The organism is Bacillus sp. FJAT-49711 (assembly GCF_018343715.1).
Classification (GTDB): Bacteria; Bacillota; Bacilli; order Bacillales; family Bacillaceae_C; genus Lederbergia.
The window spans coordinates 41,432-53,624 of sequence record NZ_JAGYPL010000001.1 but is presented as its reverse complement, the minus strand read 5'-3'; the positions used below and the strand labels follow the sequence as shown (position 1 = coordinate 53,624).

Below are 12,193 nucleotides of genomic sequence, written 5' to 3'. Positions count from 1 at the left end.
GTTTATATCAACGGAGTCAGTACCCCGAAATGTCGTAATAAAAGCGCATAGAATTCTTACAACCTTTTTCAACAAAAAAAGACAGCTATTGAAACTAATTTGACTGCAATAGCTATCAGTTATTAAATTTTATCGCTAATTGTCGTTTTTCGTCAAGACGTTTTTATGGAAATCATAAAATACCATAAGAATTATATAATATTATTCTGCATTTTGGATGAGTCCCCAGCTTTTAGGAGATATTTTAACAAAAAAAGGGGTTTCCGCAATATCTTCTCCATCTGCATGAACTCGTACAGGTTTCTCAAAATGAATGCCGATCTCCTGTCCATTAAATGAATCTACTTCTTTATATTTTAAATGCCCGCCCCAAAAGACTGTTACGAAAATAAAAAGAAGTTTGATCTTGGATAAATTATGGACTACCGTAATATTAAACATGCCATCCCCAGGATCAGCATAAGGGGCAATTTTCATTCCTCCACCGAAATACTGTTGATTAGATATGGTGACGAACCAAGTTTTTTCATAGACTTTCGTTTCCCCATCCACTTCAAGAGTTAACGTATTTGGCCGATAGCGTATTAGCTCTGTAATAATAAAGTAGACGTAAACGAGCTTGCCTAGTGAAATATAATTCAGCCATTTTTTAACTTTAGAACGATTTGCTTTCATGGATAGTAATGCATCGAAGCCTGCTCCTACACTATTTACAAAAAATCCACTTTCATTAAGGTTCGTCTTATACATACCCGCATCATATAAAATGGAAGGTGAATGCATAAGTTTTACGATGAAATCGATGCTCTTCCTTGGGTCGGTTGGCAGCATATACCCTCTTGCAAAATCATTTCCAGACCCTGCTGGGATGTATGCAACTGTCACATGAGGCAAATGCATAATCCCATTTATCACCTCATGAATGGTTCCGTCCCCGCCAACCGCAACTATTAGAACGTGGCGAGAATCTTTCATCGCTTCTCTTTTAGCAATTTTAGCCCCATCCATTGTTTCTTTTGTAAAGAAAACCTCATGTGGAATATTTGTTAATTGTTTCTTTAATTTCTTCCAAATCCGCAAGCTATAACCATTTTTGGCGGCAGGATTCACAATGAAAATAAGTTTTCTTTGTTCATTCATCTTCATATTCTTTATCCCAATCTGGTCTGCGAAAAGAAGTTGTCTGGCAATATTCCAGAAGAGCTTTCGCACCTTTAATTTGCAGCATTTTTAAAGGAGAAGCTAAGTTTCTCATCCTTTGAAACCATTCTTCATAAGAACGCTTATCTAACAAATATAAATCACTCGGCACTTCCGGAAAATCAATGAAACCATTTCTCGAAACAATCGCCTTTCGAATCGGCAGCTCCACTTCATATAACTGAAAAAGCTGTTTCACTATTTTTTCCATTCGATTCGCGGACATAGCAGGATTCAAAACCTTCGAATCTTGATTCTGATGTTTTTTCATCCAAAAGTGCTCGCTTGAACCTACGTATGCTGCGTCATCTTCATTTTCCAAGAAAGCAAGACACCATGTTTCTGTCGGGGTAAGCAGTATAACCTCCACTTCAACAGGTGCTTTTTTCAGTAAAAATATAGGCTCATATAGTACTAGTAAATTATCTGGCAGTCGCTGCAAAAAATGTTGCAGCTTTTCATTTGCATAATATTCTTCATTAACAAATGATTTTTCGTGAATCGTTGAACTCGCCCATTTAATTTGGAAACGTAGAAGATGATCCAGAAATTCTTTTTTTAATTCTTCTTCTGTATTTGCATGGGAAAAATTTGAAAAGCTGAAGTCTTTGTCTTCATTTTCTGGTAGGAAATCGAGTTGATCTATCTCTTCTTTTGAAAACATATTCATCACTTTTTTGAAAAAGCTTTGTTTTTCCTGAGACGATATCGGTATTGAAATATCTCCGTCATTATGAAACGAACCAAATTCCCAAGCCTCTTTTACCTTCTCCCACTGTTGCTTTTTCAAGCGAACATATTGAGAAGGGTAGCGGGACAGATCCGTTTCGTAGCGAGAAATATAATCTTGTAATTTGATGAGCTGGGCCATCGTAAAATCATCCTTTACTCGGGTCGCTGACAAAACTACTCTCTATTATAATATGTAATATAACGATTAGAAAGGACGTTTGCTAAACTTATAGGATATCAAAACAATACAAATCAAAAAAGATGCATTTCTTTGTGTGATCTGCATCTTTTTCATATTTAGTCATTAGCCCATTTTTACTTCATCAAATTCATTACCACATGGAGTGGATTCGCTTATTTCCATTTCAACTTCTTCTCTACCATCTTGGTGATAAAGAGGTTTGTAAAAATTGCCGATTTTGCTCGCTGATATTCCTGTGTAATGGCAAATAAATGATCTTCTAAATTTATCTTTTGAAACATTCGGATAAGATCCATGTATGACATTTCCATTAAAAAACAAAACATCTCCAGGCTCAAGAATGGCAGGAATGGGAGCTAATCCTTCTGGAACATTCACTTCTTCACGCGTAAATGATTTTTCAGGATCCGCTTCATGAGGACATTGCAGCTCGGAATATTGTGAATTGGGAACGACATAAAGGCCACCATTTTCTTCTTTTGAAGAGTCTACTGCTGTCCAAGCAGCAATACAGGTGCCAGGCTCCACTTTTAGATAAAAATTATCTTGATGAAGGGCCTGCCCCTTCGCTCCTGGAGGCTTAAAATAGAACATGCTTTGAGCTGCAAGGGGCTCCTCACCAAGAAGATTCGTGAGGATTTCAAACACTCTAGCATCTAACATATAATCCATAGAGAGTTGGTCGACTTTATGTGGATGCATGATTCTCGGATACATTTTTAGTACATCGCCATTTGCATCTTCCTTGGATTTAGGTGAAAAATGTCCCGGGATCGGTCCATTTTTATGGATATTCATGAAATGTTCTTTTAATTGCTCCGTTTCTTCCTTCGTAAAAAGGGATTTCACTATTAAATAGCCTTCTTTATCAAAAAATTCCTTTTGCACTATAGAAGTCTTTTCAGTAATCAATTGTTTTTCACTCCTTTTTATTTGAAAATTATCTATAATTAAATAATAAATTGTTTTTTAATAAAAGGAATGAATGAAATGACTAATAATCTTAACAATCCTGCTATTTTTACTACAATCCCATCTCCTGGCATTCTTATATGTGACCACTTTAATCAAAAGAATGGTTACAAAGTTGCTAGACTGGAAGGGACGAAGGATTGGCTGATGACATATACAATATCTGGTCAAGGTCAGTTCAAAATAGGAGAAAATGTACAAATGGTTAAAAAAGGAGATATAGCTATTCTTAAACCTAAAACAAATCATGTGTACGAAACTAGTTCCTCCCATTGGGAGTTTGTTTGGGTTCATTTTCTTCCTAGGGAAACTTGGATAGAATTACTTCAATTTTATGAGCCTTTTAAGGGATTACTATATTTTCAAATTGAACAAAATCAATTAAATGATCGGGTTTTAAATTGTTTTAAACGAATGATTCGCGATAATCATGGCATTCATTCATTATCTAAAGAATTGAGTATGAACGCTCTGGAAGAAATTCTATTATTAATTAATCAAATTCACAATCACAATAACCGAACAATTGCAGATAGGCGCGTTCAGGAAATTTTACATATCTTTGCCAAAACTTAAAAGCTCCGCACACGATTCAATCCTTATCAGAACAAGTAAATCTATCTCCTTCTAGATTGTCCCATTTATTTCGCGAACAAGTTGGTCATTCAATTATGGCCACCCTTTTATCGATGCGTTTAAGACATGCTGCCCGCTTACTTGAGTATACTAATTTGCCGATCTCGGAAATTGCTAGGGAAGTAGGATTTTCTAGCCCGTTTTATTTTACTAAACAATTCACCTCCTTTTTCGGATTAAATCCAAGCATGTTTCGTAAACAAGTATTTGAAAAAGCGAAAAGCACTAGATATGATTAATGTGCTTTTCGCCATTTTATGTGAAGGGGGTTAATTCAGTCGAAACGACTCTATTATTTCATATTTAGGTGTTTTCTCAGGGTGTGTATGATAAAGAACAACCTCATCTGCTCTAAATTCAAAATCATTCATCAACTTCTCAGAGTATTTTTGGAAATCCGCAGCAGAAAAGGAATCATCGTTATTCCATTTTCTTGCTAACGTAATATGTGGTTTAAACGGACGCGTTTCAAGTTGAAAACCAGCCTGAATACAGCTGTCATAAACATTTGTACGAAGACTATGTAGATTTACTGAGTGATTAACCCCAGCCCATAATATTCTCGGTGCTTTTGGACTACCGAAAATACCTGTGTTAGTTATATTTAAATGCAATGATGAAAAATCCTTTATTTGATTTCTAATTTTTTGTACGGATTGTATTAATTTAATTCGATCTGCATGTCCAAGAAACGCAAGTGTAATATGGTAATCCTCATGATGAACCCATTTTTTAAAAGGAAATTCCCCGTTTATTTGTTCACTCACATTTAATAAATATTGTTTTACTTCCGCAGGGAGCGCTAGCGCGTAAAAATAATGCCCTGTCATTATCCCACTTCCTTTTTGTATTTATTATACCCTTTAAACACAAGTTCACTGCTTGAATAGAAAATGAAATGCTGGAAAGGGAATGAAAATCTCTTGGACGAGAATAAAGATCACTTGAACGGGAATAAAGCTCGCTTGAATGGGAATTGGGCGTGTACGAACGAGAATTGAAGCTTCTTGAACGGGAATGAATCGCCTGAACGGAAATAAAACCCTCTTGAAAGGGAATTAAACATGTGCGAAAGAGAATTGAAGCTGCTTGAACGGGAATAAATCATGTTCGAACGAGAATTAAAGCTGCTCGAAAAGGAATGACAAGCACTGGAACGGGAATTATTACCCGAACGGGAATAAAGCTCGCTTGAATGGGAATTGGGCGTGTGCGAACGAGAATTGAAGCTGCTTGAACGGGAATGAATCATGTTCGAACGAGAATTGAAGCTGCTCGAAAAGGAATGACAAGCACTGGAACGGGAATTATTACCCAACGGGAATAAAACTCATTTGAACGAGAATTGGACGTGGGCGAACGGGAATGAATCGCCTGAACGGAAATAAAACCCTCTTGAAAGGGAATTAAACATGTTCGAAAGAGAATTGAAGCTGCTTGAACGGGAATAAATCATGTTCGAACGAGAATTAAAGCTGCTCGAAAAGGAATGACAAGCACTGGAACGGGAATTATTACCCAACGGGAATAAAACTCATTTGAACGAGAATTGGACGTGGGCGAACGGGAATGAATCGCCTGAACGGAAATAAAATGCCCTTGGACGGGAATTAGACATGTTAGAAAGAGAATAGAAGCTTCTCCAACGGGAATTGAACCTATTTGAAAGGGAATTGATTCAACCTAAATGGAAATTCCCCACACTTATAGGGGAATTGACTTCGATCAAACAGCGGTGACATTCAAAAAAGTTGCACTCTTTAATATAAAGTCCCCTCCAAAAAAAATCGGCAATACCCATATTTTTTCAGGGGATTGCCGACCTTATTAAATTATAGTGTATGAGCTTTCTTCACGGATTCGAATTCTTCAACAAATAGTGTTTGAAGTTTCCTAGTCACGACACCTGGCTTTCCATCGCCGACTTCTTTTCCATCTAATTTTACAACGGGCATTACTTCAGATGTAGTGCTTGTAACGAAAATTTCGTCCGCATTTTTCAATTCATCTAGCATAAAGGCTTCTTCTACAAAAGGAATATTATTTTTTTCACACAAACGAGCAACAACCTGGCGTGTAATTCCATTTAAAATTAAGTTTGTAGCTGGATGAGTCTTAATTTTACCATCCAAGACTATATAAGCATTTGAAGCGGAGCCTTCTGTAACGACTCCATCACGATGAAGTATTGCCTCATAGCATCCTTGTTCTGTAGCAGCTTGTTTTGCTAGCAAATTGGGGAGAAGATTTAAGCTTTTAATGTCACAGCGGAGCCAGCGAATATCGTCAGCTATCAAGGCAGCAACCCCTTTTTCCAATGATTCAACAGGTCTTGCTACCTCTTTTGTATAGGCAGTCAGGACTGGTTTCGTATCTTTGCTCGGAAAGAGATGGTTTCTTGGCGATGCACCTCTCGTCATCTGCATATAAAGAGAACCATCTTTTACTTCATTCTCTTGAATGAGTTGCTGAATTAACTCAAGTAACTCTTCTTTTTGAAATGGCACCGAAATTTGTATTTTTTCCGCACTGCTATAAAACCTCTCTAAATGCTCATCACCAGTAAATAGTACTCCGTCGTATATGCGAATTACTTCGTATACACCGTCTCCGAACTGGTAACCGCGATCTTCAATATCAACAGCTGCGTCTGATCTATCAATAATTTTATCGTTTACTATTACTTTTACCATGTTTTTCATCTCCCTATTTTTCACGTGCAAGCTCATAGATAGCTTGTGCATAAATGGCTGTTGCTTTTACTAAATCATCCAGCTCCATATATTCGTCTTTTTGATGGGCAACATCTGGACGTCCAGGGAATAATGCTCCGAATGCGACCCCGGATTTTAAGGATCTCGCATACGTTCCTCCGCCGATTGCCATTAAAGAAGCAGAATCATGTGTTTGTATTTCATAAACATTTTTTAAAATTTGGATCAATTTACTATCTTCTGGGACATGATGTGGTTTTGAATCTGAAAAATTGGCAATAGAATATCCTTTTTCTTCTACAAATTTAGTCAAGGTTTCTAGCCGCTCTTCCATATTAAATGTGACTGGATAGCGCATCGTCAATCCGAATTTTCCACCATCTTGTTCATTGTATGACATGATGCCTACATTAATTGTCAGCTCCCCAGAAATTTCATCTTCATATTGAACACCGAGATTGCGCCCTCGTGAATCTCCAAAAAAGAAGTTCACAGCAGATGATACGAACTTGCTTCCTTTTTTATCCAAGTCGGTTGTAGATAAAAAACTAGCAAGCAATAATCCAGCATTTTTTCCTTTATCCGGCTCGCTGCCATGGGCAGAAACACCTTCAAGTTCAATAATGGAATAGCCGCTTTCCACAAAATATCGTCCTTGTAAATCTTGGCTTTTTATAAAATCATTAAACGTTTGCATAAGTTCAGTATGGTTTTCTTTCACATCAAGAACAGCTTTTGCTTTATCAGGAACCATGTTATAACGTAATCCCGAAACAAAGGATAAAAGTGAAATTGTTGAAGGTTGATCATTCGATTCCTGTCCGATTTGAACAAGGTCGAAATCAGCAATCCCCTTTTCTGCATTAATGATTGGAAAATCTGCATCTGGTGCAAATCCCATATCAGGCATTTCTTCATGCTTAAAATAGTGATCTACACAGCGCCATTTGCTTTCCTCGTCTGTTCCAATGATTAAGCGGACACGTTTTTCCAATGGCAATTCCAATTCCTTGATCACTTTCATCGCGTAATAAGCTGCCATTGTCGGCCCCTTATCATCAATGGCGCCTCTCGCAAAAATTTTACCATCTTGAACGACACCTTCAAACGGATTGACTGACCAGCCATCCCCAGCAGGCACTACATCGACATGCCCTAATACACCAATCAACCCATCCCCAGAACCCATTTCTAGGTGCCCTGCTACATTTCCCGTGTTTTTTTGGGTGAAACCGTCTTTCTGTCCTAGCTCAAGCATATAATCCAATGCTTTTTTTACATTTACACCAAGCGGTGCATCTTCCGTAGCATTTTCCTCATCCAAAACACTTTCAATTTTTAATAGACCTTGTAAGTCAGCAATTAAGTCTTCTTTACGTTTTTCAACCTCTTTTTTCCAATTGATTGAACCCATGATCATACTCCTTTTCAAAGGCCCTTTCTTTGACTGCCTTAACTAATTATCACTCTGTTTTATATTGTACATCTTTTTAGTCAATCAGAAAAAGAAAAAATGTTGGCGAATCCAAATATTCATAATGAATGAACAACTGATTAGGATGATGAATGAAATGATAAGTAGACTAGTTACTATTTTTTTCGCTTCGAAATAGGCATCTTCAGCAGCATATTTTTTAGTAAAAGCGTGGCTTCCGATTACTTTATGCCATACAGAACGAAGCCAAGTAAGCAGGAAAACAGTCCCCAAAAAAGCCATCGTAATTTTTAACCAAACTGGCGGAAGAATGACGATTGCGGCAGACGTCACTCCCATTATTTGAAGATATCCGGTTATATATTCTATATTTCTAGTTGTTGCTTTAATAAAAAGCTCGATAAAACCATTTTTGGGGGTGCGGTTTTTAAATATCCGATTAGATCTGGAATATAGACGTGGACTTATTCTTACTGGAACAGGCTTCGGCAACTTTTCCATATCCATAGATAGTCCGAAAATGAGTTCTATATATTTATTTTTTTCTAGTTCATTAATCGCCAAGTCTTGCTCAAAAGTATAAACCGAGGTAAAACGTGATCGCACGAGCCATATAGATAAAATCGTATTAAAAAATATTAAAATAATGATTAAAAGTATATTTTCACCAACAAAAGCTCTATAACACCAATACCAAATGATGGCCGCTCCAATAAATAAAGGAATTCCTCTTAATAAACTTCTCCATCCACGCAGTTCAACGTCTAATTTTCCTTTTACAGCCATAATCAGCCATTTCAGTGAAACCCACAATACGGCAAATAAAATAAATTGTCCTCCATGAAAATCAAAATGCTTAAACCATAATGGCGCAATGAGCATGCAGAGTGTAGCGGCAGAAAACAATTGGAATGCATAAGAATAAATGATTCCTCCTCGTTTCATACCGAGAAAAAGTTCCTCTTTTTTCTTCAAAAAGATTCGATCTGCTTCTCGTACATATGTTAAAAAATGATCGCCCCATAGGAATAAGAAAAAAAGGATGAATATAGAAGAGAATGGTAGAATCCTCGTCCATTCCGGGATCTGAATCCACCATGATCGATATACAAAAAACGAAATGACAGCGGAAGGAATGACTAAATATACTAGAACGGTCCAATCGCCAACTCTTTTAATAACAGCATATTGCTGCTTCCAATTTTGACTAATTCTTTTAAATAATAGCTGTCTACTATTCATCTACTTCATCCTCAATGGATATGCATGAATATAAACTTCCATCCTCTGCCCCGCATGCTTCCAGTACTTCATCTAAAGTACCCACAGCTTTCATCGTCCCTTTTTCGATAATAATAAAAGAATCACATATTCGCTGAGCAGTATCCAAAATATGTGTGCACATAAGAATGCCGGTCCCTTTATCACGTTCTTCCTCAAGCATATTCAATAAAAGTTTTGTAGAGCCTGGATCAAGCCCCATAAATGGTTCATCAATAATTAATAAATCTGGTTGCGGAAATAAGGCAAGAGCAATCATCGCTTTTTGCTGCATCCCTTTCGAAAAAGTTCCCGGAAATTCATGAATCCTATCAATTAATCGAAATTTCTTTAAGATTTCCTTTGCGTAAGAAAGAGAGGATTCTCCAATTTCATCCACGGCAGCTACAAATTCAAAATGCTCCCACAATGTTAATTCCTGATAAAATATCGGTCTTTCAGGTATGTATGAATAATGGCTTCCTTCTTTTCTCTTAATTTCTCCATTTAAAAAAGGAAGCTCACCTAGGAAAGCTTTAATTGTCGTACTTTTTCCAGCTCCGTTTGAGCCGATCATGCCTGCTAATTCTGACCTTTTTAATGAAAAGTGGATATTGTGGATTGTTTCAACATTGGATTTATAACCAGCTTGCTTAATATTAACTTCTAACAAAGACATTTTGGTTCACACCTTATATATCGATTATAGTTTTTATACGAATATCGAATGATGAAAGTTTCGACATAGCCCAATTTTCACATGTGAAACAGGATTTTGTTAAAACCCCTTTAAATTTTCACACTAATGAGTTAAAATAGAACTGTCTGATTAGTTGCTTAATAACTAACGGATTCATACACTAGGAAAAATAATTAAGGAGTTGTCTATACGGAAAAAAATAATAGCCCGTTCTGTCCGGGACATTAAGCCGACCGTACCATCTGCCAAGGAATTTAAGATGAGGGAGTGGTTTTTTGAAACCTTCGACGAACAGAATGCTCACCCGAATCAAAGCGATCTATTTATACATTAAGGAAAATGGAACCGTAACGACACGGGAGCTTGCGGATGAATTTGGGAGCACTCCTCGCACCATTCAAAGGGATTTGAATGTGTTAGAATACAATGACCTAATTAGCAGCCCACATCGGGGAAAATGGACGACAACAGAGAAAAAAGTAAAAATTACATCATAGTAGAAAGCATAAACCGTTGTTGTGTTGTTTATTGAAACGATTAAACTAAGGTAAGCGCAAGTACCATGCTCATCGACTTACTGGCATACAGGATGTGGCGGCTTTTAGTCAGTCGACATTTCCTTTTCAACCATCGACTGAGATAAAGGAAACACGGATGATCTTGCATTCAAATCGATGTTGACTCATGAGAGAAAAGGACAGGAAGTTTGCCAGCGCTTGGCGCAATTATACTTTCTAAAAAAAATAAAAAGCCATCTGGCAGCGCGATTTCCTTTTTGGAAGGAGATCGTACTAAAGGATGGCTTTTTATTTTCGTATTTAGAATTAATTCATGGAGGTATGTAAACATCGCTCTACTGCTATTAAGGAGGCTGTGAATTGATAAAAGAATATCGAGCAGATTTCACTTTTTCATTAATTAATTATGCTTCACTAGGCACAAAATCTTTTAACAACTGCACTTCTTCCCCCGTAAGCTCCCTGTACTCTCCATTCTCTAATGTTTCATCAAGCAAAATGGGCCCCATTGAAATTCGCTTTAAGAACACGACTTTTTTCCCAATTGCTTCAAACATTCTTTTTACTTGATGGAATTTTCCTTCTGTAATCGTTAGTTCTATATCCGAATATTTTCCGGATTTTAAAATTACTAATCTTCCTGGCTTAGCCTCGTAGCCATCATCCAGCGTAACACCTTTGGCAAATGTCTCAACATCATCTTCAGTAACGGGACTGTCAATAACGGCAAAATATGTTTTAGGCACATTTTTTTTTGGAGATAAAAGTTGATGGGCAAGCTTTCCATCATTTGTCAAAAACAACAAGCCTTCTGTATCTTTGTCGAGTCTGCCGACGGGAAATGGATTAAAAATGGCTTCCTCTTCGTTCAACAGGTCAATCACTGTTTTATCTCTGTTATCTTCAGTTGCAGAAATGACTCCAGCAGGTTTATTCATCATCAGATAAATGAACTCACGATACTGAACTTCTTCTCCAAAAAGAAAAACAACATCGGCGAATGGGTCTACTTGACATTTAGCATCTTTAATAACCATCCCATTCACCGTAACATTTCCATTTTTTAGAATCTTTTTTACTTCTTTTCTGCTTCCATACCCTATATTTGAAAGCAATTTATCGATTCTCATTGAACTCTCCCTTTTAATAAAAAATTTTCTGGGCTGTTGCCCAAACATAATCTAGTTAGAATCATAGGCTAATGATGCAGGTGACTAATGAATGGAGTGATTACACACATGAACTTCCGACAACAAATGCAACCCCAGTTTCATGGAGAAATGCTTCCTCAACAATTCCCCGGCTCCGGTGGGGGTACTGGAATAAACCAAAGAATTAACCAATTAGAAAGACAAGTTCGTCGTTTAGAGCGTGAGCAAGAACGGACGGATAGGCGTCTAACAAGGTTAGAAAGAATGGTTGGAGGTACAACTGGATTCCCAGGGCAATCTGGGTTTCCGGGACAGACAGGATTTCCAGGACAAACAGGGTTTCCCGGGCAAACTGGATTTCCGGGACAAACTAGTTTTCCTGGGCAAATGACTTCCCCCGGGATGGGATCTCCAGGCCAAATGATGTTTCCTGGAGGCCGTCCCGGCTACGAAGATTACTTTTAAAGAAAGGCTCTCTTCCCAAATAGATGTCATCCCTAGAATAGATCTTAAAATGGGAAAAGAACTAAGCACTTCTTAATTAGACATAAAAGTCGACTCTTGGGCTTTTACAAACGACAAAATTTTAGAAATTAGCCTAAGTAAATGAAGAACTGACTGAAATGGAAAGAATCCAAACGGTCAGTTCTTTTTTAAGGCTCTTTTCTCAAAC

At 37.3% G+C, this 12,193-nt stretch carries 13 protein-coding genes; 4 read left to right on the top strand and 9 right to left on the bottom strand.

Annotated features, from left to right (window positions below):
- Window positions 1-201 precede the first annotated feature (201 nt).
- The 3 genes from KHA96_RS00360 to KHA96_RS00350 form a co-directional block, all read right to left on the bottom strand.
- On the bottom strand, window positions 202-1,146 hold the full coding sequence (locus KHA96_RS00360) for a diacylglycerol/lipid kinase family protein (protein WP_213127320.1): 945 nt from the start codon (window positions 1,144-1,146) through the stop codon (window positions 202-204).
- Window positions 1,133-2,071, bottom strand: a complete 939-nt coding sequence (locus tag KHA96_RS00355) for an NERD domain-containing protein (protein ID WP_213127319.1) — start codon at window positions 2,069-2,071, stop codon at window positions 1,133-1,135. The genes KHA96_RS00360 and KHA96_RS00355 overlap by 14 nt, the downstream gene beginning before the upstream one ends.
- 165 nt (window positions 2,072-2,236) lie before the next feature.
- Window positions 2,237-3,046, bottom strand: coding sequence for a phytanoyl-CoA dioxygenase family protein (locus tag KHA96_RS00350; protein ID WP_249315183.1), 810 nt, complete (start codon window positions 3,044-3,046; stop codon window positions 2,237-2,239).
- A gap of 78 nt (window positions 3,047-3,124) precedes the next feature.
- Between KHA96_RS00350 and KHA96_RS00345 the strand changes: the two genes are divergently transcribed.
- Both KHA96_RS00345 and KHA96_RS00340 read left to right on the top strand, forming a co-directional pair.
- Entirely contained in the window at window positions 3,125-3,682 is a 558-nt protein-coding gene (locus tag KHA96_RS00345; RefSeq protein ID WP_213127318.1) for an AraC family ligand binding domain-containing protein, read from the top strand.
- Between the two features lie 14 nt (window positions 3,683-3,696).
- Complete coding sequence (locus tag KHA96_RS00340) at window positions 3,697-3,981, top strand: helix-turn-helix transcriptional regulator (protein ID WP_349305701.1); 285 nt, start codon at window positions 3,697-3,699, stop codon at window positions 3,979-3,981.
- A 30-nt stretch (window positions 3,982-4,011) separates the two neighbouring features.
- Here the strand turns inward: KHA96_RS00340 and thpR are convergent, their stop codons facing one another.
- The 5 genes from thpR to KHA96_RS00315 form a co-directional block, all read right to left on the bottom strand.
- Window positions 4,012-4,572 carry an RNA 2',3'-cyclic phosphodiesterase gene (gene thpR / locus KHA96_RS00335; protein ID WP_213127316.1) on the bottom strand — a complete coding sequence of 187 codons (561 nt, stop codon included), beginning with the start codon at window positions 4,570-4,572 and terminating at the stop codon, window positions 4,012-4,014.
- A gap of 1,002 nt (window positions 4,573-5,574) precedes the next feature.
- Entirely contained in the window at window positions 5,575-6,435 is an 861-nt protein-coding gene (dat, locus tag KHA96_RS00330) for a D-amino-acid transaminase (RefSeq protein ID WP_213127315.1), read from the bottom strand.
- Window positions 6,436-6,448: 13 nt separating this feature from the next.
- Entirely contained in the window at window positions 6,449-7,870 is a 1,422-nt protein-coding gene (pepV, locus tag KHA96_RS00325; RefSeq protein ID WP_213127314.1) for a dipeptidase PepV, read from the bottom strand.
- An 84-nt stretch (window positions 7,871-7,954) separates the two neighbouring features.
- On the bottom strand, window positions 7,955-9,133 hold the full coding sequence (locus KHA96_RS00320) for an ABC transporter permease (protein WP_213127313.1): 1,179 nt from the start codon (window positions 9,131-9,133) through the stop codon (window positions 7,955-7,957).
- Window positions 9,126-9,830, bottom strand: coding sequence for an ABC transporter ATP-binding protein (locus tag KHA96_RS00315; protein ID WP_213127312.1), 705 nt, complete (start codon window positions 9,828-9,830; stop codon window positions 9,126-9,128). The genes KHA96_RS00320 and KHA96_RS00315 overlap by 8 nt, the downstream gene beginning before the upstream one ends.
- A 296-nt stretch (window positions 9,831-10,126) precedes the next feature.
- On the opposite strand from KHA96_RS00315, the gene KHA96_RS00310 reads away from it, so the two are divergent.
- Window positions 10,127-10,348: a DeoR family transcriptional regulator gene (locus tag KHA96_RS00310; protein ID WP_213127311.1), complete on the top strand. Its 222-nt coding sequence runs from the start codon at window positions 10,127-10,129 to the stop codon at window positions 10,346-10,348.
- A gap of 425 nt (window positions 10,349-10,773) precedes the next feature.
- Here KHA96_RS00310 and KHA96_RS00305 read toward each other — a convergent pair whose 3' ends face one another.
- Window positions 10,774-11,499: a pseudouridine synthase gene (locus tag KHA96_RS00305; RefSeq protein ID WP_213127310.1), complete on the bottom strand. Its 726-nt coding sequence runs from the start codon at window positions 11,497-11,499 to the stop codon at window positions 10,774-10,776.
- 108 nt (window positions 11,500-11,607) lie between these two features.
- Here KHA96_RS00305 and KHA96_RS00300 point away from each other — a divergent pair, with 108 nt between their 5' ends.
- On the top strand, window positions 11,608-11,985 hold the full coding sequence (locus tag KHA96_RS00300; protein WP_213127309.1) for a hypothetical protein: 378 nt from the start codon (window positions 11,608-11,610) through the stop codon (window positions 11,983-11,985).
- Window positions 11,986-12,193 lie beyond the last annotated feature (208 nt).

What these genes read in the sequence shown, in the direction of transcription:
- KHA96_RS00360 (WP_213127320.1), bottom strand. Translation starts at nt 1,146, where the DNA reads ATGAAGATGAATGAACAAAGAAAACTTATTTTCATTGTGAATCCTGCC.
- KHA96_RS00355 (WP_213127319.1), bottom strand. Translation starts at nt 2,071, where the DNA reads ATGGCCCAGCTCATCAAATTACAAGATTATATTTCTCGCTACGAAACG.
- KHA96_RS00345 (WP_213127318.1), top strand. Translation starts at nt 3,125, where the DNA reads ATGACTAATAATCTTAACAATCCTGCTATTTTTACTACAATCCCATCT.
- thpR (WP_213127316.1), bottom strand. Translation starts at nt 4,572, where the DNA reads ATGACAGGGCATTATTTTTACGCGCTAGCGCTCCCTGCGGAAGTAAAA.
- dat (WP_213127315.1), bottom strand. Translation starts at nt 6,435, where the DNA reads ATGGTAAAAGTAATAGTAAACGATAAAATTATTGATAGATCAGACGCA.
- pepV (WP_213127314.1), bottom strand. Translation starts at nt 7,870, where the DNA reads ATGGGTTCAATCAATTGGAAAAAAGAGGTTGAAAAACGTAAAGAAGAC.
- KHA96_RS00320 (WP_213127313.1), bottom strand. Translation starts at nt 9,133, where the DNA reads ATGAATAGTAGACAGCTATTATTTAAAAGAATTAGTCAAAATTGGAAG.
- KHA96_RS00315 (WP_213127312.1), bottom strand. Translation starts at nt 9,830, where the DNA reads ATGTCTTTGTTAGAAGTTAATATTAAGCAAGCTGGTTATAAATCCAAT.
- KHA96_RS00305 (WP_213127310.1), bottom strand. Translation starts at nt 11,499, where the DNA reads ATGAGAATCGATAAATTGCTTTCAAATATAGGGTATGGAAGCAGAAAA.
- KHA96_RS00300 (WP_213127309.1), top strand. Translation starts at nt 11,608, where the DNA reads ATGAACTTCCGACAACAAATGCAACCCCAGTTTCATGGAGAAATGCTT.